This window comes from Microcoleus sp. w1-18aA5 (assembly GCF_036701705.1).
Taxonomy (GTDB): domain Bacteria; phylum Cyanobacteriota; class Cyanobacteriia; order Cyanobacteriales; family Microcoleaceae; genus Microcoleus.
Genome location: NZ_JAUPTE010000074.1, coordinates 1 through 18,821, shown reverse-complemented (window position 1 = coordinate 18,821; position 18,821 = coordinate 1). Strand labels below are relative to the sequence as shown.

Below are 18,821 nucleotides of genomic sequence, written 5' to 3'. Positions count from 1 at the left end.
CTCTCGTAGTCAAGCTTTTAAACTTTGATTGTTTTGATTGGATCTAGTACTGATGTAGTTTGCGCTCAAAATGCGACCACTGCGTAAGATTTTTCCTAAAAAGCAAGGAAAAGGAAATGGCATCCGTTTTAGATTGACTGTTGGGGGCAAGATTTCCTTTTGACCCTTTGCCCGTTTGATTAACTCCCAGCAGCGCTCAAAGGTGCGAGGAAATAAAGGGTCGGGCGATCTGATATGTCAAAACTAGGACTATCGGCACGAGGATCGGAATAGCAACTAGCAATCCCCATTTGCCAAACCTAAGTTTTTGACCGTCGGATTTGAACAGGAAAATCACAGCGGCAATTCCCATAAGTATCCAGAGACCGCCGAAGCCCATGAAGACTGTATAGCCTGCATCTTGCATTTTTTTTGACCTTTAATATGTAGTCTATCTTTAATGTTAGTTGCAGCCTGTTTCTGCTGACATCTTCTGATAGATCGATCGCACTTATTAAATATGACTCATTTCGAGTTTGGTTGGCAGCGGCCCTGACTTGGGCACTCGATCCGCTGAGTTCGATCGCTCATAATAGTTGCTAAATCCGGCCTTCCCGTCAGCTTCAACCGCCAGTCAGCCCAAATTCCGTACAGCCAATTGGCGATCGCCCCGATCACTGGTAACTTAGTAACTGCATAAATCCATCCCATCCCTAAAATCTCGTAGGTGCGACGAAAAACCTCCACATTTTTAATTGCCGTACCGTCGGGTAATATCGCATGAATCCGACCCATCGCCGTTTCGTAGTCGATTCCGCCGTGGGCCTCCGGGTTGTAGCCATCCTCCGCGATATCCACAAACGACACTAAACCTCGCCCCGCGTCGCGTTTTTTCAAGAAATTAACTTCCCGCACGCACAGAGGACATTCACCGTCGTACAGTAACTCAATCTGCCAAGCAGGCGCAACAGACTTGGGTGAGGGCGCAACAGATTCGGAAAACTCGGTTTTAGTAGCAGACATAGGGAAATATATTTTAATGTCGTCGATCGCACACAAACATTTTACAAGCATCCATAGTTATCAGGTGCGCCTTGGGTACTCCTAAAGCAGTTATTTGTGGTGTGAAAAATAGTCCCAAAGGTGAATCCAGTCTTGGCCGCCCGCAATGCTAATATCATCAAGATGGCTTCTCGTGCCTTGCCGGAAACTTTCGCCCGATCGCCCGATCGTCGAAGATAGAACAATTCGAGGCAAAGCACCTGCCAAGCACAACTGTTAATTCGGCAACAAAATATAATAAAATTTAAAGTCTTAAACATCAGCTATTCCCCCAACCAGCAAATCGCCCAATCTAAAAGCAAAAATCTACATGAATGTCAGAGTCCGTCTAGCCCCCAGTCCCACCGGAAACCTACACATCGGTACCGCCAGAACCGCCGTATTCAACTGGCTGTTTGCCCGCAACCAAGGCGGCAAATTCATCCTGCGGGTAGAAGACACAGACGTAGAACGTTCTAAAAGCGAATACACCGATAACATCCTCGAAGGCCTCACCTGGCTGGGTATGAACTGGGACGAAGGCCCGAGTTTTCAGTCGCAGCGTCTGGAAATATACCGCCGAGCAGTCCAAACCCTTCTAGACAATGGACTCGCCTACCGCTGCTACACCACGTCGGAAGAACTCGACGAAATGCGGGAAGCACAAAAAGCCAACAAACAAGCCCCCCGCTACGACAACCGACACCGCAACTTGACAAGCAAAGAGCGCGCAGCTTTTGAAGGCGAAGGGCGACAAGCTGTGATTCGGTTTATCATCGACGACGATCGCACGATCGCTTGGAACGACATGGTGCGCGACACCGTAACCTGGAAAGGTAGCGACCTCGGCGGCGATATGGTAATCGCCCGTGCATCCAGCGGCGGCGTCATCGGCCAACCACTCTACAACCTCGCCGTAGTTGTCGATGACATCGACATGGGCATCACCCACGTCATTCGTGGCGAAGATCACATCGGCAATACTCCCAAACAAATATTGCTCTACGAAGCTTTGGGCGCGACAATCCCAGAATTTGCCCACACGCCGCTGATTTTAAACTCCCAAGGACAAAAGCTTTCTAAACGCGACGGCGTAACCTCGATTTCTGACTTCAAAGATATGGGCTACCTGCCCGAAGCTTTAGTTAATTACATGACTTTGCTCGGTTGGACTCCGCCAGATTCAACGCAGGAAATATTTACACTGTCGGAAGCAGCAGAATTATTTACATTCTATCGAGTCAACAAAGCTGGTGCAAAATTTGATTGGGATAAACTCAATTGGCTAAACAGTCAATACCTGCACAAAATGCCAGTGCCGCAATTGACAGATTTGCTGATACCTTATTGGTGGCAGAAAGGCGGTTATGAGTTTGACTTGGAGGCAGACCGCCCCTGGCTCGAACAAATAGCTGCTTTAATCGGCCCGAGTCTCGTTCGCTTAACCGATGCTGTGGATATGTGTAAGGTATTCTTCTCCACCACGGTGGAATACGAAGAAGAAGCACTCGCACAGTTGCAGCAAACAGGGGCTGCACAGGCTTTACAAGCAGTTGTAGAAGCGATGGAAAGTCATTCGTCCCTGACATCAGCGGAAGCTCAGAAAATCACTAAAAAGCTCAGTAAAGAGAAAAATCTTAACAAAGGGCTAATTATGCGATCGCTCAGAGCCGCTCTGACAGGTGCAATGCACGGCCCCGACCTGATAGAATCTTGGGTAATCCTTCACCAGCGAGGAACGGCTAAAACCCGTTTGCTTGATGCCATTAGCAACTTGAATTTGCCTGGTGTTGGTGTGGCGGCCGAAACTCCAACCCCAGAACAATCAAACGCAGAAACAGTCGCCGAAACTCCTGCTACAGAACAGCCAACAGTCGAAACACCGACTGTGGAAACAGCAGCGGCCGAGGTGCCAGCAGTCGAAATATCGCCTGTGGAAACAGTCGAAATATCGCCTGTGGAAACACCCGGAACGGAGGTTTCAGCAGTCGAAATATCGCCTGTGGAAACAGCCGGCACCGAGGTTTCAGCAGTCGAAATATCGCCTGTGGAAACAGCCGCAGCAGCAGTTGAAATACCTGCAGCCAACCAGCAAAAAACTATTGCGAGTGGAGAAATGACTTCATCAAACGAACCAGAAACAACCGTTATCATCACCGAAATTCCTGCCGGAAATGAAGCAGACAGTTCCAGCGATACCACAAAAGTCATAATTACCGACGAAACACCAAGCCAGAGCCAGCAGATCAAAGAACAAATTATCGCAATTTTGTCCGAGTTTCCCGCTTACATCGGCAGCTTTTACGAACAGTACAAAAGTCCCCTGACTGTTATCGGTGTAATTGTAGCCTCGATTATCTCTTTGAAAGTGCTTTTGGGGATAATAGATGAACTCAACGACATTCCCCTGCTAGCACCCACATTCGAGCTAATTGGTATCGGATACACCGGGTGGTTTATCTACCGCTATTTGCTGCGATCGTCCAATCGGCAACAATTAGCTCAAGAAATTCAAGCATTGAAAGAACAAGTTTTCGGCAAAAAGTCCTAAACTTTTGCTGTAATTTGTTTGATTTGTGCCCGACATTGATAACTTTAAATAAGTTGTTAGTGTCGGGTTTTTAAATGACTAATCACTGTTGACTGTTGACTGTTGACTAATGACTAATCACTAAACCCCAGCAGCAGTAAAAGCCGCCCAATAATAAGGATTGGCAAAAGGATAGGGTTTGCGGTTGCGAATTTGCTGCAAAGAAGCCTCCGCAATCAGGCGAGAACTTTGAGAAAGCCGATCGAACATTTGCGAAATTTGAGGTTGAAAATCCGCCAGCAACACCTCCAATTCCTCGCTAGTCAAATCCCGCAGCCACCTTTGAGCCTCCCCCAGGGCGATCGCCACATCTCCCACCTGCAACCGAGAAAACCGTCCCAGATTTTCATAAAACTTGCTCGTCAGCAGCAGCGTAGAAACATCGTTCACCTTCCAAAGACTGCTAACCACACTAGAGGTGCCAGCATACAACAAACCCGCCGACAAACCCACAAAATCTCCTCCAGCACCGCTAACTCCGCCAGCGGCAATTTCGCAACCCGATAAAGTAACTAAAAAATATTGCCTAAAATCCAGATTAAAAATTTCCTCCAAACTCAGAGAATCATTCCTCAAAAACACGGCGGATTTCAGTGGCCAAGCCAAATTAAGCAAACTCAAACAAGCAAAGTGAGCGCATTTTTTCTGCTGTAACTGCCCTATTTGCTGGGGCGAATTCCCATTATTAGCAGACATTTCTTGGGAAAAAGCCTCTTTAATTGCCGGCTTATGGCGCACAACTTCTGTACTGGCAAAATATTGGGAAATCTTGCCGATTTCAATGTTGCTGTAGAACGCATCTCTGGTGAAAGTTGGAATTGCCAAAAGCTGCTGCAAACCGGGCCTGTACCGACCAATAGCCGCTCCGTGTGCACTTTGTCTCAACAGCAATAGCTGACAGCTAGGAGCATAGCGAATTCCTCCGGCAAATCGATCGATCAAAGAAGCAGCAGGCGCTGCAACGTCGCCAAAAGACGAACTTTGAGAAAAATCCGAAAGGGTGTAGGTTTCCACATCAAAACCGCTGCGATCACTCCACCCAGACCTAAAAATTCCCCCACCGTCATCAAACCCGTCTCTCCCCGCCAAAGGCAAAGCGTGGAGTGGCAAAGCGTGCAAAAATCGGTGCGGCACAAAAATCAGCCGATCGCAATTATCGGGAATCAGCGCCACCACTCGATCGATTTCCAGCATCGTAGCCAAGCGTTTGAGGCGAGTCTGGAGATGATTGATCCAGCGACCTTTTTGTTCAGAATAAGCGGTGAGGTACTCCTGGGCCCAACTTTCGGCAGCCAAAGCATTTTCCGACGAACACAGGTGAACGGCGGGATATTGTGCACTCTTTACTACCACAAAAGCAACCAGCAACTCCCCCAAACTCGCCCACACCACAGCAGCGCAATTGTCATCAGGCAACAATTGGCGAATTTGCTCAAAAGCGATCGGTTCAACTTTGTGAGCTAGGCTGAAGAAAGGGTCGTTTGCCTGCACCTCCCGCGCAATCAACCTATCAAACTGCTTCCACAATTGATTTAAGTGCATGAAGTCCGAGTTCGGCAGTAGAGAACCGCTGCTCAAACCTTGGCTATCGCCCTCAGAAATCAAGGTCGTGTTTGGCTCAGGTTCTCCCTGTTCTTGCTGCCGCTGTTCCCCCGCTATTTCCAGTTGCAGCGACTCCAACTCGCTTCGCACCGCTGCAGGAATTTCGGCTTTCGGAGTCAAGTAACATTTAACCAGCAGTTGTACCAAATTCCGATTTTTGTGGCGTTCGGCGTATTCCAGAGCCTTAGCATAATATTCAGGTTGGCTGGCGCCAAGTTCCAGGCAAACTTGCACCAGGCATTTATAGAGTCCAGCCCAGGTGCGGGTTAATTTGACTTTTGCGGTAGTCGTCTGATCGCCAAAATCGACTGTATCAACCCCAACTTCGCAACGCAAGAATTCCACAGTATCGACAGCAGCAGTAAAAACCCCGTAGGCGCGAAGCAAGTCGCCTCGAATTCGGTAAGCTTGACCCAAATAAAATAAAATTTCAGCCCAGCGGTGGGGATAGGTTTCGCGAGTGTAGACTTGACAGGCGCTTTGATAGCAGCCGATCGCGCTTTCCATGTGGGACAAGTTTTCCGCCTCGGTCAGTTGCGAATAAGCCCTGCCGAGATAAATTTGCAGCATTGCCCAGCGGTTGGGATAGGCTTGCCTGGTGTAGACTTCGCCCGCATTTTGATAGCAGGCGATCGCGCTTTTGAGGTTGCGGTTTTTTTCCCCTTTCACGTGTTCGCAGAAAGCGCGGCCGAGGTAGGCACACAGCATTGCCCAGCGTTCGGGAGATTTTTGGCGGTTGCAAAACAGCAAAGCATTTTGATAGCAGGCGATCGCCATTTCCATATTTTCGGCTTTTTCCCCTTTCACCCGCCGACTGTAGATCCTACCGAGGTAAGTTTGGATCGAAGCCCAGGCTTCGGGAAATTTGATGCGGGTGTAGACTTGTAAAGCATTTTGATAGCAGACGATCGCCATTTCCAAATTTTCCACCGGATCGCCTTTGATGCGATCGACAAACACCCGGCCCAAATTCCTTTGAGTCGTCGCCCACTGCTGCGGAAAAGCTTCCCGAGTCCGCACCTGCAAAGCTCTCTGATAGCACGTAACCGCGTATTCCAGATTTTCGGCTCGGTTGCCCCCCAGCAACTCGCAGTAAGCATTTGCCAAATTATTTTGAGTTGTGGCCCAACGCCGGGGAAACACCTTGCGGTTGTAGACTTGCAAAGCATTTTGGTAGCAAGCGACTGCCAGTTCCAGATTTTGGGCTCGGTTGCCCCGTAGTCGGCGGCTGTAAGCACGGCCGAGATTGTTTTGAGTGCTCGCCCACTCTTCCCCGAAAGCCTCGCGGCTGCGAACTTGCAGCGCGTTTTGATAGCAGGCGATCGCCTGTTCTAGATTGTCTGCCGGATCTCCCCTGAGACGCTCGCTGTAAGCGTTGCCCAGATTATTTTGCAGCGTCGCCCACTGTTCCGGGTACTGTTCGGGCGTGCGTACTTGTAGGGCATTTTCAAAGCAAGCGATCGCCTGTTCGATATTTTGAGCCTTATCACCTTTGGGGCGATCGCTATAAGCGTTGCCCAGATTGTTTTGCATCACCGCCCATTCTTGGGGAAAGTCTTTGCGGGTAAACACCTTAGCAACTGTTTCGTAACCGGCAATTTCGATTTCCAAGTTATGAGCCTTGCTGCCGAGGGGAAACCGCCCAATTTTGTTGCTCAGATTGCCGATTAACGCTGCAATACGCCTAGTCTCCGATTCTTTGGCAGCAGGGAGCACCAAAGTGGCCCAGTGGCGCAGCAGTTGTGCGAAATTCTGGTCGAGTTTGTCTAAATGGTTTCTCAGCAGCGAGTACAGGTGCTGCGAATCAGCGCCGCGCGCCACTGCCTGCAAGACTTCTGCTAAAAAAGCCAGATATGCTGCCCCGGTTGCGGGCAATTTATAATTCCCTTTTGCAGATTCTAAGGGTGCGATCGCCCTTTGGAAAAATTTTGCAGCTTTCAGCAAACTTTCTCGCGTCAGTGCCGGTTCTTCCAAATAAAGCGTTTGCACGAACCCAAAGTCGATCGACTTTGGGTTCGTCCTCAAAATCAAATCTATTCCTGAGTCCCCAGGATTTTCCAGCAGCGCTTGGAGCATATTAACATCAGTTTTGCGACGCTGTTCGTCCATCGTGCATTCCGCCAAACTATTAACCATAGGAGCGCTGATTCTGTGCAACCAAGTGAACTACCCACCCCTAAATCGTAGTACCGAATATAGTAGGGGCTTCTGTACTCATAGGCGAGTGCCTTAGCTGAGACTTTCGTCCAACCTTTGGTCTTACCTCGCATCCTAAAGCAGAAACGGTTGAACTTTCCGCCTTTAGTGTTTTGATAGCTTCTGCTTTCATCTTTATCGGTGCATTCCCCTCCCGATCGCGATCGCTAGCACAGTGAGGACAAGTCTCTTCCCTCATATCTAATGGCATCTCGGTCATTTGATCGAAACAATTAGAACAAAGTTTGGAAGTGGAAACCCCTCTATCAATCTCGACTAAGTTCCCGCAATCAATGCCCGCAATCTTACCTTCTTTTGTTGTCTGGTTCTCAGCTTGGATTTCAGTCAGTATAGATGCAAGATATTTCCCTGAATATTTTTTACTAATAATTGAATTATGAATTTCACCCTCACTTAATCTATATCTATTTATTTGGGGCTTAGTTATTTCGATATACCGGAAAATTCTAGTAACCGCTACCAATTTGACGTTTTTAGGATACTGAAATGACTGTTTTTTATCTTGAGGTGGGAACTTATAAAAACCCGCCAATCTATCAAAAAAATTTTTGTAGGCAGTGGTTAAATTGAGCGTAGTAAATTGCAAAAATTGGCTGTATAACTCACCTAACCATCCACTTTTATCTAATTTTTTGAGAGTCAGTAAAAGTGTGTTTAACCCGAAGCAGCCAAGTCCTTTACCAGTTTTTTTATAAACTTCAATTGATTTATTTAGACCATAATTAGACCACCAACGCGCACACCCAAAAGTTGAAGCTACTTGTATTTGTTGATTTTGGGTAGGATACAAACTAACTTGGATAGCCTGGTGTAGCAATCAACATCACCTCCTTGGTTCTTCTATTCTCTCACAATATACAGTATACAGTTGATGATCAAAGCATTACGAAAAAATTTTTTTTGTGACGAGGATTACATCTTTTCTCTCTTGAAAGCGATAAGCAAAATTACTTGAGGATGCAATCGTCATCACCCGCCCTTCCCACTATAACGGTACTCGGTTTAGTGGGAAGGGCCCGAAATAGTTAAACCAGGATTCACCAGTCCCAACAGACACTCACATAGCGAAACTAGCACCTACGATCGCTAATAGTATGATTTTGCGCGTGCCTCTTGAGTAAAATCGCGGTTAAAGGCACCGTCACCATGTGGGGGCGGGTTTCACAGGCCTTTCTAAAATTGAAAAACCCGCCCCCACAGACTTGCAGCGGGGCGGGTTTACTTTTACCCCGATCAGACTTACGCTAAGAAACCTGGTTTCTGGGAAAATATTGGGTTTAGTAACGAGAAATCTTGAAAGAAACCCGGTTTCTGAGGAAGAGTGTGTCCTGGACTAAGTGAGTTATCTAGGATATTGCGCGAGTTTCAGCGCTACAGCTAACAAAAAGCAACTCAGTAGATTTTACTGTACCGCTTGAGAACGCAAGGCTGACTCCACTGCCTGCAGAGCTCGATCGACTTCAGCGGCGGTGACAATCAGCGGCGGGACAAACCTCAGCACTTTCGGGCCTGCAGGAACCAACAAAACTCCTGCGGCGATCGCAGATTTGACGATATCAGCGGATGTAAGTTCGATATCAGCTTGCAATTCCATCCCAACAATCAAACCCCAGCCGCGCACTTCGGCAATTAAATGCGGATATTCGGCCGCCAACTTGTTGAGCCCTGCTTTCAACTGTTCCCCGCGCTGCTGCACATTTTCTAGAAGGTTTTCCCGTTCTAAAGTTTGGCACACACACAAAGCTACAGCGCAAGCAAAAGGATTGCCGCCGAATGTGCTGGCGTGACTTCCCGGTTCAAATACATCGCAGGAAGATTTGCACAGCATAGCGCCGATCGGAATACCGCCGCCCAACCCTTTCGCGGATGTAAAGATATCAGGTTCAATGCCGAGGTTTTCGTAGCCCCAGTATTTGCCGCTGCGTCCCATCCCGACTTGCACTTCGTCGAGAATCAGCAAAATGCCTTTTTCGTCGCAAATTTCCCGAATGCGCTGGAAGTAGGCGATATCTCCGGGGCGAACTCCGCCTTCACCTTGCAGCGCTTCCAGCATAATTGCAGCTACTTGGCGTTCGTCTTTGTCGAGTTGCTCGATCGCACTTTCGATCGCACTAATATCGTTGTAGGGCACGTAGTGAAATCCGGGAACCAAAGGGCTAAAACCCTTCTGGTATTTAGGCTGTCCCGTGGCCGTAATTGTCGCCAAAGTCCGCCCGTGGAAACTCGCAACAGCGGTAATGATTGTCGGATTCGAGATATTTAATTTTTCGTGGGCGTACTTGCGGGCGAGTTTAATTGCCGCTTCATTAGCTTCCGCGCCAGAGTTGCAAAAGAAGGCTCTGTCCGCGCAAGAATGGTCTACAAGCCACTTCGCCAACTCGCCTTGTACGGGGATGTAATAAAGATTAGAAACGTGGTGCAGGGTCTGAATTTGCTGAGTTACCGCTGCAATCATTGCCGGGTGCGCGTGTCCCAGAGTGCAGGTAGCAATACCAGCCACAAAATCGAGATATTCGCGGCCCTCGGTATCCCAAACGCGGCAGCCGAGGCCCCGTTCTAGGGCGATCGCAAAACGCCCGTAAGTTGTCATTACATAGCTGTCGAAGCTCTCAGAACTGAAGGGACTGGCTTCGGCTTGCACGCTTGGTTCTTTTAGTAAGGTTTCTGGACTCACGAATCGCTCCTTAACACATAATATTCAGACCTCGATTGTACGGTAAAAATCCAGGTTAGCGGTGCAGGCTGTTAGTTTTGTCATAAAATCATAACAGTAACCTCAATTAATCCCTCACAAATCTACTGATGAGTTATTACATTTCTCCTAACTTTCTCGATAAAGTTGCGGTGCACGTCACTAAAAACTTTTTAAATTTACCAGGGGTAAGAGTTCCCCTAATTTTGGGAATTCACGGCCGCAAAGGAGAAGGCAAAACTTTTCAAACCGAACTGGTTTTTCGGCGGATGGGCTTTGAACCGGTGATGATATCTGGTGGGGAATTAGAAAGCCCGGATGCAGGAGATCCGGCGCGTTTAATTCGCTTGCGCTACCGGGAAGCTGCAGAGCAAATTAGGGTGCGGGGTGAGATGTGCGCCATCTTTATTAACGATTTGGATGCTGGTGCTGGCAGGTTCGATACTACTACTCAATATACTGTCAATACTCAGATGGTCAATGCGACTCTGATGAATATTGCTGATAATCCAACTAATGTGCAGTTACCGGGAAGTTATGACAGTACGCCGCTGCACCGAGTGCCAATTATTGTCACCGGAAATGATTTTTCTACGCTGTACGCGCCGCTGATTCGCGACGGGCGGATGGAGAAGTTTTATTGGGAACCGAGCCGGGATGATAAAATTGGCATTGTTGGGGGAATTTTTGAGTCGGACAAATTGTCAAAAACCGATATTGTGGCGTTAGTGGATAATTTTGCCGATCAGGCGATCGACTTTTTTAGCGCTTTGCGATCGCGCATTTATGACGAACAAATCCGCGAATTCATTCACAAAGTAGGAATCGAACGAGTTTCCAAGCGTTTGGTAAACACTTTGGAAGCAGCGCCAGATTTCCATAACCCGAATTTCAGCCTCGCTCATTTAATAGAAATGGGCAGTTTGATGGTGGGTCAACAAAAGCGGATTAAGGAAATGCGCTTAGTAGATGAATACAACCAATCGCGCCTGTTCAACGTTCAAGGAACCCCCAATGTCCCTGCTGCTGCGCCCACGCAAAGTGAATTAAACGACCCGTCATCCAAATATTATAAGGCTTACGTTGAGCCAAGTTCTGAAGCGGGTAACGGTCATGCGGCGCGGCTGAGTTCCGAGGTATTGGAACAAGTAAAGCAGTTGTTAGCAAGAGGCTGCAAAATTGGCATGGAATATGCAGATAATCGCCGATTTAAGACTGGTTCTTGGCAAAGTTGCGCGACGATTAAAACTGCACAGGAAAAAGATGTGGTTGCATCTTTAGAAACTTGTTTGGCGGAACACGGCGGCGAATACGTGCGGCTGATTGGTATCGATCCAAAAGTCAAGCGGCGGGTAGTTGAAACAATTATTCAGCGGCCAGAAAAGTAGGACAAGCGTTTACAGATTTAAATTCTTGCATATTTGGGGCGGGCTAGAAGCCCACCCCACAAGATTATGATTTTTTTACATAAAATAGACCTATTATGGTCGTTCACTTTAATCTCTTGAAATTATCTGCGTTCATCTGTGTTTATCTGCCTGAAATCTGCGGTTAACCTATCAATCAAAGATTTATGCAAGAAGTCTATTATGTAAAAAATTATCAAAAGTTGCCCGATCGCACATAGCACCTTGAGCACCCACTTTAGTTGTGCACAGAGCGCCCGCTGCTGCGCCCCACCGCACCGCCTCTGACAAGGACAGACCGGCATCTAATGCAGAGGCAAAACCGCCGTTAAAAGCATCGCCAGCAGCCACAGTGTCGATCGCCTCTACAGCAAAAGCCGGTACAAAAAAGGTTTCATCCGCCGTAACAGCAACAGCCCCCCGATCGCCCAATTTGACAATAACATTCTTGACGCCACGCTCCTGCAAGTGTTTGGCAGCTACAATCGCTGTTTCCGTGTCATTCACCCGAAAACCGACTAACTGGCTGGCTTCCACTTCATTCGGCGTGATAATGTCAATTAGCGGATAAAGTTCGATCGGCAAATCCGCCCTAGCCGGTGCTGGATCGAGAATAACTCGCACCCCCGCTTGACGAGCAGCTTTCGCAGCTTTTTGGACAATTTTCAGGGGAATTTCTAACTGTAACAGCAAAGATGTAGCTCCTGTTAAAAGTTTTTTGAGACGTTGTATCTCTGCTTCACCGACATTGTTATTCGCGCCCGGAATCACAATAATATTATTTTGACCTGTCTCGTCTACCGCGATAATTGCCACTCCTGAATGAGTATTTTGGTCTATTAATACATTGTCTGTACTTAAACCATAAGATTGTAAATTTGTCAATAATTCTTCAGCAAATTTATCGTTGCCGACGCGGCCGATGATGTTGGTAGAAGTGCCGAGACGGGCGGCCGCGACGGCTTGATTTGCTCCTTTGCCGCCGCCGGCTGTGAAAAAATTGCTACCGATGATAGTTTCCCCTGGCTGCGGCAACCGGGGAGTTTTTGCTGCTAGGTCGATGTTGATACTGCCGAATACGATGATGGTCATAAATTATTCAATTTGGTAATTGGTAAGCTGTAGCGCATTTAATTTGTAAGCTACTTTTTACTTAAACTCTCGTGGGGCGGGCAGGATAGCCCGGGGCGATCGAGCTTCTATTTAAATGCCAAATAGTTTAATTGGTAATTGGTAATTCTCCCACTCTCCCATTCTCCCCCTCTCCCTCTCTCCCACTCTCCCTCTCTTCCTTAAGACGTGCTAGAACAGTTATGGTCTTCACCGGTCAATTCAATGGCTGCAATTACTCTCGATCGCAATCCCTGTGTCCTGCTAGTTGAAACAGACGAAGTTCTCGCCGGACACTTGAGTCTCGACTTAAAATCCTCCGGCTACGAACCGGTAGTGGCTTCTAATACCGCCACCGGTCAACATTTAGCCAGTGAATTGCAGCCAGCTTTGATTGTAATTGATCGGATACTTGGCCCTGAGTCGGGGCTGTCACTGTGTTCTTACCTCAGAAGTATTGGCAATCGGGTGCCGGTACTGCTATTGGTCGGTCGTGATACAGTTGACGATCGCGTAGCTTGTCTGGAAGCTGGGGCGGATGATTATTTTCTCAAACCTTACCGCACTGAGGAGTTTTTGCAGTTGGTGCGCTTGTATTTGCAGCCGGATAACACCAGCAACGAACAATTGAGGTTTGGCGATTTAGTTTTGGATTTAGCATCTAGGCGGGCCTTACGCAATGGACGGGCGATCGACCTGACGATGAAGGAATATGAGCTGCTAAAGTATTTGATGGAACATCCCCGCGAGGTTTTGACTCGGGAACAAATTCTGGAAAACGTTTGGGGTTACGACTTTCTGGGCGAGTCGAATGTGATTGAGGTTTACATCCGCTATCTGCGGCTCAAGATAGAAGATGAGGGCGAAAAGCGTTTGATTCAGACGGTGCGCGGTGTTGGCTATGTGATGCGGGAAGCTTGAAGAAGTCATTAGTCATTAGTCATTAGTCAACAATGCCCATGCCCCATGCCCTATGCCCCATGCCCTATGCCCAATCTAAAATCTAAAATCTAAAATCTAAAATCATTATGAGTTATTTAACTAATTTGCTCGGTATTGGAGTAAGTATATTTTTGCTGGGATGTTCGCCGACTTTACCTGTCGCGAATGCTGGTGCTACTGGTATTTTGGCGGATCAGTCTCCGACGGCGAAAACATCGGGTCAAGTGCTGCCTGTTGCTGCTAGAGCTCGGATAGGCGATCGCCCAATCGAACTCGAAGTGGCGAAAACACCGGAACAACAGGCTATGGGTTTAATGTACAGAACTTCTTTGCCGGATGACAGAGGAATGCTGTTTGAGTTTAAACCGACGCGGCGGGTCAATTTTTGGATGAAAAATTGCAAGATTTCTCTGGATATGATTTTTATCCGGGATGGGGTGGTTGAGGCGATCGAAGTTTCTGCACCTCCTTGTACTGCAGATCCTTGTCCTACCTACGGGCCCGATACTGCTGTCGATCGAGTTATTGAACTTCGGGGCGGGCGAGCTGCTGAACTCGGTGTCAAAGTGGGCGATCGTATTGAAATCGAGTTTTTCCAGTAAAACTTCGGACTGTTTCAGTAAGTAAAAGCTGGAGACAGACAAAATCCCCCGGTTTGCATCGCCCAGAGATCCCCCTACCTTCGGAATACCGGCGAAAATTTAGAAACTTTACAAAAATTGATTAAATTTGTTAAGATATTAATGTAAGATTCAGTACAAACACCCAAAGATTTGCTACGATGTCGATCTCAGTCAGTCAGGACTTGAGCTTGTTTCCGGAAGCTGTAGATGGTTGGTCGCAGGTATGAGACGAGTCAGCGACTCGTTACCAATCCTGAGAGACGATACTCAGCCTCAAGGTGTAGCAACACGAAAAGAAATTCTCTGGAAGTTCTGGCGATCGAGGTAAATCTACTAAACCTATCTAAAGTAATATGCTACGAGCCAAGTTAATTGGCGGGAATTGGCAAACTTAACTTCTGGTAGCAGTTTCGGGTTTGATCGAAATATCTAACTAATTTTGTCGAAGTAGATTTGCGGATTCTGCATTTTGGCAGATGAAGTTAAACTCTGAACTTGGTTTAGTAGTTTTAGGTAGCAGAATTTATTCTGATTCGCGCTGCAAAGATGCCGAGGTATTCAGTTTAGGTTCGATCGCGATCGCAAGTCGATCGGGCCGACATCAGGAAAATTGCAAAACCTTTCACTTTTTGGGAAAGGTTAGCTTTACAGTAGCACTCAGCATTACGTTTGGCAGTTCAACCGCTAATAGCGTTTTAAAAGCTATCAACGGTAACAAGACAAATTTAAAACTGGCTTATTACTCATCAAAAACATCAGGTTCACATCAGAAAATGGTGTCCTATACTTAGAGGTGAAATCACATGGCACCCGCTAAATACACTCGATTAATTCGCTTTTTACAAGAAGATTTGGCAATTTCGCCCGCGTCAATTGCTGTCGCTGAACGTCGTGGCGGTGACAAACAGCCGCAGCGCGATAAAGACCCGAATTCCTTGCCGATGGTTCTGTGGCAATACGGTTTAGTCACTCTCGAACAGTTGGATAAAATCTTTGATTGGTTATCCGAAGCATATTAAAAGGATTTTAGATTTTAGAGAGAATCCAAAATCCAAAATCCTTTAATAACTTGGATTAGGATTCAGCCAAGAACTTGGCAGCAGCGGCAACGCCGGCACCAGGAGTGTAGCCTTCATGACCCAATTCTTGCAACACTACTTCTAAAGAGGAAATTGCTGCTAGAATATCGCGATCGCACACAAAGCCCAAATGACCGATTCGGAAGATTTTACCTTTCAAATGGTCTTGTCCGTCGGCGAGAGCAATGTCAAATCTCTTTCTCATCAAAGTCCGCACTTTTTGAGCATCTACGGATGCTGGCGGCATAACCGAAGTAATCGCAGGGCTGGCGGCATCGTCAGCAGCAAACAACGGCAAACCTAAAGCTTTTACAGCAGCGCGAGTAGTTGTCATCAACCGTTTGTGCCGCGCGAAAATATTTTCTAACCCTTCTGTTTTCATCATCTGCAGCGATGCTTGCAGGGCAAAAAACATATTGACAGGGGGAGTAAAAGGAGTCGTATTTTTGGCAGCGTCTTTGCTATATTTGCCCAAATCCAAATAATAGCGGGGCAGTTTCGCAGTTTTGTAAGCTTCCCAAGCTTTGGGACTGACGGCCACAAAACCCAAACCTGGAGGAATCATGTAAGCTTTCTGAGAACCCGAAGCAATGACATCGATTTCCCAAGCGTCCATCGGAATATTGACAGCGCCTAAGCTAGTGACAGCATCGACCATAATTAAAGCTTCACCGTGGGCTTTAACGTGGCGGTTGATGGTTTCGAGGTCGTTGAGGACGCCGGTAGAGGTTTCCGAGTGGGTGATGATGACAGCTTTGATTTGCTTCTCTGTATCTGCTTCGAGTTTTTCGCGGAAGTTTTCGGGGTCTAAAGGTTGGCCCCACTCGGCTTTAATAATTTCGGCGTTTAAACCATAAGCTTCGGCGACTTCAGCCCAACGTTCACCAAATTTGCCGTTGCATCCGACTAAAACTCGATCGCCCGCACTCAAGAAATTAATTATCCCAGCTTCCATTGCGCCGGTACCAGAAACCGTTAAACTCAGCACGTCACTTTTTGTTTGGTGCAGCCATTTGAGGTTTTCCGTACATTCTGCAAAAATCCCGTCAAATTCCTTGCTGCGGTGGCCCATCGGGTGTTTTGCCATCGCTAACAAGGCCGCTTCAGGTACCGGCGTCGGGCCGGGAATCATCAGCATTAATTTGTTGTCCATGATATTGTCCTAAGTTTTTCTGTGGGAGTTATATAGAATAAATCAAATACGATACGTCACGTCGCTACTCTAAGTTTTTTAACTTTTAACTCCCTTGTGGTTAATTTCATTTAGAGACCAGCGATGTTCTACCGCTAAGTTCGATCGCTCGCAGCTTTGTTCTAATTGCTTTTGAATGGCAAGGGCTTTACGCAGTGTAATAATAAGTTGGTGTACTTGTTGCTGCTGCGGCGATTGTGGACTGACAGCAAACATCGTTTTGCGTTCTAACAATTGAAGTAGCAATTCATAATGAATGTACGAAGGAAGGGGGATTGGCTCCATGAAAGCTAACATACCTCAGCGAACCGACACCCCATTGCAATTGCATGAGGCATCACAGGTGAACATTAGATGCCCGATTTTTTATTTGTTTTCTAACCGTACAATAACCCCTGCTTTGCCGATCAAATATTCGGGGCTGGGGGCGTTGCACACGCTAAATTTTGCGATCGACAGGCTTACAGAATAGATTTAATTGCTTTCTGGCAAAATATTTCTATGCAATATAGCTTTCAGTGCTATTTCTTTTTTACAGTAGCGCTTGAGTCGATGCAGGCTAGAAATTCTCATTATTTACCTACTTAATCATTTTTTATCAGAATTAAGGGTGCTTTGTCAAGCGGTCTCGCCTTTCACAGGCTGGGAGGGTGATCGGCAAGGGAGGCTAAAGCGGCGCCCGGATCGGGCTGCTTGACCAGAGATTCGCCGATGAGGACGGCTTCGGCTCCGGCGGTGGCAAGTTTAGCGAGGTCGTCGGGAGTGTGGATTCCTGACTCGCTGACGATGAGGATGCCTTTTGCTTGGATTTCGGTTTGGCGGGAGGCTAATAGTTGGCTGGTGGTTTCTAAACTGACGGAAAAGTCTGCTAGGTTGCGGTTGTTGATGCCGATCAGGTTAACGCCTTCTAGGGTTAATACTCGATCGAGTTCTTCGAGAGTGTGAACTTCTATTAAAGCTGTCATGCCCAAAGTCTTGACAATTTTGACAAAGTATTGTAAGTCTTTATCAGACAGAATGGCGGCGATTAAAAGTACGGCATCAGCGCCGTGAATGCGGGCGAGATAAATTTGGTAGGGATAGATAATAAACTCTTTGCAAAGTAAGGGTAAATCGACGGCGGCACGGATTTTAGCGAGGTTGTCGAAGCTACCTTGAAAAAACTTTTCATCGGTGAGTACGGAGATGCAGCTAGCGCCGTTTTGTTGGTAAGCTAGGGCGATCGCCACCGGATCGAAATCTTCGCGAATTACGCCTTTACTGGGAGAAGCTTTTTTGACTTCGGCGATGATAGCGGGTGTGGTTTTGCCGTTTTTAAGGGCGGCAAGAAAGTCGCGAGTTGGCGGTGCGAAGGGGAGTTTTTTGTGAAGTTCGGATAAGGGAGTGCGATCGCGCTTTTGGGCTACTTCGGCTTCTTTTTCCCAGACGATTTCTTCGAGAATGTGCTGGGGTTCGGCGTCGGGTACCGCGATTTGGTAGCTGAGGTAGAGTACGGAGACGGATGTGCTGGGGGGACGACGGCGGATTTGAAGCATGATAGGGGGATAAAGGGCGATCGTAACAAGTTTCTATTATATAAGGTCGATCGCTCTTTTCAATTTATGATAAAATGCGAGGCTCTCCTGAGTTTATGGTGTAAAATGTACCTACTAATACATTTACCGTTATGAGCTTCCATCTAGACTATCTATTAGCCTTGCCTGGAGTCAGGGTTGAAACTTGTACTCAAGTTGAGGGAAAAATTTTCTTGGGACTGAGCATTTTATCAGAAAGAATTGTTTGTCATCATTGTAACAATCCTACCGAAAAACTGCATCAAAATCGACCAATTTTAGTAAGAGATTTGTCGGTTTTTGGTCGTCCTGTATATCTAAAAATCCCACGACGGCAGTTTTACTGTCCTATATGTCAACGGTATCCCACAGAAAAATTAGATTGTTGGGACGTTAAAAGACGGCATACTCAACGATATAAACAAAATATTTATGAGCGTGTTAAACAATCGAGCATGGAGCAAATTGGACGAGAAGAAGGACTGAGTTATGACGAAATAAAAGGAATATTTAAGCAGGTAAACACCCTAAAAAAAACCGAATTGGCAACGGGTTAAACAAATTGGTCTGGATGAGATAAGTATGCGAAAAGGTCAAGGAAATTTTGTTACTGTTGTGAGTGACCTGGGCGAAGGTAATTTAATTGAGATGATTGATTCTCATCGCTGTGAAAAAATCATTCAAGTCAGAAGTGCAACAAGCAATTGAGGTTCGTGAGCAAGTTGAGGAAGTCAGTGTTGATATGTGGGGAGGATTCCCTAAAGTTATCAAAAAAGTATTCCCAAATGCCAAAGT

General features: G+C 46.9%; 18 protein-coding genes and 1 pseudogene. 9 read left to right on the top strand and 10 right to left on the bottom strand.

All coding sequences use genetic code 11. From position 1 onward, the window contains the following. Positions 1 to 196 precede the first annotated feature (196 nt). The 3 genes from Q5691_RS21955 to Q5691_RS21945 form a co-directional block, all read right to left on the bottom strand. Positions 197 to 406 carry a hypothetical protein gene (locus Q5691_RS21955; RefSeq protein WP_006632034.1) on the bottom strand — a complete coding sequence of 70 codons (210 nt, stop codon included), beginning with the start codon at positions 404 to 406 and terminating at the stop codon, positions 197 to 199. A 98-nt stretch (positions 407 to 504) separates the two neighbouring features. After that, positions 505 to 1,002 (bottom strand): DUF393 domain-containing protein, encoded by a 498-nt coding sequence (locus Q5691_RS21950; RefSeq protein ID WP_333347013.1) that lies wholly within the window; start codon positions 1,000 to 1,002, stop codon positions 505 to 507. A gap of 90 nt (positions 1,003 to 1,092) precedes the next feature. After that, positions 1,093 to 1,236, bottom strand: coding sequence for a hypothetical protein (locus Q5691_RS21945; protein ID WP_333347010.1), 144 nt, complete (start codon positions 1,234 to 1,236; stop codon positions 1,093 to 1,095). Between the two features lie 115 nt (positions 1,237 to 1,351). On the opposite strand from Q5691_RS21945, the pseudogene gltX reads away from it, so the two are divergent. Continuing rightward, positions 1,352 to 2,794, top strand: a pseudogene (gltX, locus tag Q5691_RS21940) (glutamate--tRNA ligase); the annotation flags it as partial. 342 nt (positions 2,795 to 3,136) lie between these two features. Then, positions 3,137 to 3,571 carry a CAAD domain-containing protein gene (locus Q5691_RS21935; protein ID WP_333214562.1) on the top strand — a complete coding sequence of 145 codons (435 nt, stop codon included), beginning with the start codon at positions 3,137 to 3,139 and terminating at the stop codon, positions 3,569 to 3,571. 120 nt (positions 3,572 to 3,691) lie between these two features. Here the strand turns inward: Q5691_RS21935 and Q5691_RS21930 are convergent, their stop codons facing one another. The 3 genes from Q5691_RS21930 to Q5691_RS21920 form a co-directional block, all read right to left on the bottom strand. Beyond that, positions 3,692 to 7,348 carry a CHAT domain-containing tetratricopeptide repeat protein gene (locus Q5691_RS21930; protein ID WP_333347007.1) on the bottom strand — a complete coding sequence of 1,219 codons (3,657 nt, stop codon included), beginning with the start codon at positions 7,346 to 7,348 and terminating at the stop codon, positions 3,692 to 3,694. Positions 7,349 to 7,388: 40 nt separating this feature from the next. Next, positions 7,389 to 8,246: a transposase gene (locus Q5691_RS21925; RefSeq protein WP_333347004.1), complete on the bottom strand. Its 858-nt coding sequence runs from the start codon at positions 8,244 to 8,246 to the stop codon at positions 7,389 to 7,391. Positions 8,247 to 8,831: 585 nt separating this feature from the next. Continuing rightward, positions 8,832 to 10,103, bottom strand: a complete 1,272-nt coding sequence (locus tag Q5691_RS21920; protein ID WP_333214556.1) for an aspartate aminotransferase family protein — start codon at positions 10,101 to 10,103, stop codon at positions 8,832 to 8,834. Between the two features lie 128 nt (positions 10,104 to 10,231). Between Q5691_RS21920 and Q5691_RS21915 the strand changes: the two genes are divergently transcribed. Next, the gene (locus tag Q5691_RS21915; RefSeq protein ID WP_333347002.1) at positions 10,232 to 11,509 is read left to right on the top strand and encodes a ribulose bisphosphate carboxylase small subunit; all 1,278 of its coding nucleotides are present in this window, start codon (positions 10,232 to 10,234) and stop codon (positions 11,507 to 11,509) included. Between the two features lie 183 nt (positions 11,510 to 11,692). On the opposite strand, the gene rbsK is transcribed toward Q5691_RS21915, so the two are convergent. Then, positions 11,693 to 12,619, bottom strand: coding sequence for a ribokinase (rbsK, locus tag Q5691_RS21910; RefSeq protein ID WP_333346999.1), 927 nt, complete (start codon positions 12,617 to 12,619; stop codon positions 11,693 to 11,695). Positions 12,620 to 12,862: 243 nt separating this feature from the next. On the opposite strand from rbsK, the gene nblR reads away from it, so the two are divergent. The 4 genes from nblR to Q5691_RS21890 all read left to right on the top strand — a co-directional run bounded on the left by nblR (position 12,863) and on the right by Q5691_RS21890 (position 15,221). Beyond that, entirely contained in the window at positions 12,863 to 13,558 is a 696-nt protein-coding gene (gene nblR, locus Q5691_RS21905; protein ID WP_333216888.1) for a response regulator transcription factor NblR, read from the top strand. A 107-nt stretch (positions 13,559 to 13,665) separates the two neighbouring features. Beyond that, complete coding sequence (locus Q5691_RS21900; protein WP_333216886.1) at positions 13,666 to 14,181, top strand: DUF192 domain-containing protein; 516 nt, start codon at positions 13,666 to 13,668, stop codon at positions 14,179 to 14,181. A 497-nt stretch (positions 14,182 to 14,678) separates the two neighbouring features. Continuing rightward, the gene (locus Q5691_RS21895; RefSeq protein WP_333216884.1) at positions 14,679 to 14,993 is read left to right on the top strand and encodes a hypothetical protein; all 315 of its coding nucleotides are present in this window, start codon (positions 14,679 to 14,681) and stop codon (positions 14,991 to 14,993) included. A 12-nt stretch (positions 14,994 to 15,005) separates the two neighbouring features. Further along, the gene (locus Q5691_RS21890) at positions 15,006 to 15,221 is read left to right on the top strand and encodes a DUF2949 domain-containing protein (protein ID WP_333216882.1); all 216 of its coding nucleotides are present in this window, start codon (positions 15,006 to 15,008) and stop codon (positions 15,219 to 15,221) included. A gap of 55 nt (positions 15,222 to 15,276) precedes the next feature. On the opposite strand, the gene Q5691_RS21885 is transcribed toward Q5691_RS21890, so the two are convergent. From Q5691_RS21885 to trpC, 3 genes are all read right to left on the bottom strand, one after another. After that, a complete protein-coding gene (locus tag Q5691_RS21885; protein ID WP_333346996.1) occupies positions 15,277 to 16,434 on the bottom strand; it encodes an alanine--glyoxylate aminotransferase family protein in 1,158 nt (385 codons plus the stop codon). A gap of 78 nt (positions 16,435 to 16,512) precedes the next feature. Then, positions 16,513 to 16,758: a DUF5340 domain-containing protein gene (locus tag Q5691_RS21880; RefSeq protein ID WP_041623669.1), complete on the bottom strand. Its 246-nt coding sequence runs from the start codon at positions 16,756 to 16,758 to the stop codon at positions 16,513 to 16,515. 350 nt (positions 16,759 to 17,108) lie between these two features. Next, positions 17,109 to 18,008 carry an indole-3-glycerol phosphate synthase TrpC gene (trpC, locus tag Q5691_RS21875; protein WP_333216877.1) on the bottom strand — a complete coding sequence of 300 codons (900 nt, stop codon included), beginning with the start codon at positions 18,006 to 18,008 and terminating at the stop codon, positions 17,109 to 17,111. A 131-nt stretch (positions 18,009 to 18,139) separates the two neighbouring features. On the opposite strand from trpC, the gene Q5691_RS21870 reads away from it, so the two are divergent. Both Q5691_RS21870 and Q5691_RS27785 read left to right on the top strand, forming a co-directional pair. Then, on the top strand, positions 18,140 to 18,583 hold the full coding sequence (locus Q5691_RS21870; protein ID WP_333346993.1) for a transposase family protein: 444 nt from the start codon (positions 18,140 to 18,142) through the stop codon (positions 18,581 to 18,583). A 110-nt stretch (positions 18,584 to 18,693) separates the two neighbouring features. Next, a partial coding sequence (locus tag Q5691_RS27785; RefSeq protein WP_445305844.1) for a transposase occupies positions 18,694 to 18,821 on the top strand: 128 nt, incomplete at its 3' end.

Coding starts and splice junctions, on each gene's coding strand:
- Q5691_RS21955 (WP_006632034.1), bottom strand. CDS start 406: ATGCAAGATGCAGGCTATACAGTCTTCATGGGCTTCGGCGGTCTCTGG.
- Q5691_RS21950 (WP_333347013.1), bottom strand. CDS start 1,002: ATGTCTGCTACTAAAACCGAGTTTTCCGAATCTGTTGCGCCCTCACCC.
- Q5691_RS21935 (WP_333214562.1), top strand. CDS start 3,137: ATGACTTCATCAAACGAACCAGAAACAACCGTTATCATCACCGAAATT.
- Q5691_RS21930 (WP_333347007.1), bottom strand. CDS start 7,348: ATGGTTAATAGTTTGGCGGAATGCACGATGGACGAACAGCGTCGCAAA.
- Q5691_RS21915 (WP_333347002.1), top strand. CDS start 10,232: ATGAGTTATTACATTTCTCCTAACTTTCTCGATAAAGTTGCGGTGCAC.
- rbsK (WP_333346999.1), bottom strand. CDS start 12,619: ATGACCATCATCGTATTCGGCAGTATCAACATCGACCTAGCAGCAAAA.
- nblR (WP_333216888.1), top strand. CDS start 12,863: ATGGCTGCAATTACTCTCGATCGCAATCCCTGTGTCCTGCTAGTTGAA.
- Q5691_RS21900 (WP_333216886.1), top strand. CDS start 13,666: ATGAGTTATTTAACTAATTTGCTCGGTATTGGAGTAAGTATATTTTTG.
- Q5691_RS21895 (WP_333216884.1), top strand. CDS start 14,679: ATGAAGTTAAACTCTGAACTTGGTTTAGTAGTTTTAGGTAGCAGAATT.
- Q5691_RS21890 (WP_333216882.1), top strand. CDS start 15,006: ATGGCACCCGCTAAATACACTCGATTAATTCGCTTTTTACAAGAAGAT.
- Q5691_RS21885 (WP_333346996.1), bottom strand. CDS start 16,434: ATGGACAACAAATTAATGCTGATGATTCCCGGCCCGACGCCGGTACCT.
- Q5691_RS21880 (WP_041623669.1), bottom strand. CDS start 16,758: ATGGAGCCAATCCCCCTTCCTTCGTACATTCATTATGAATTGCTACTT.
- trpC (WP_333216877.1), bottom strand. CDS start 18,008: ATGCTTCAAATCCGCCGTCGTCCCCCCAGCACATCCGTCTCCGTACTC.
- Q5691_RS21870 (WP_333346993.1), top strand. CDS start 18,140: ATGAGCTTCCATCTAGACTATCTATTAGCCTTGCCTGGAGTCAGGGTT.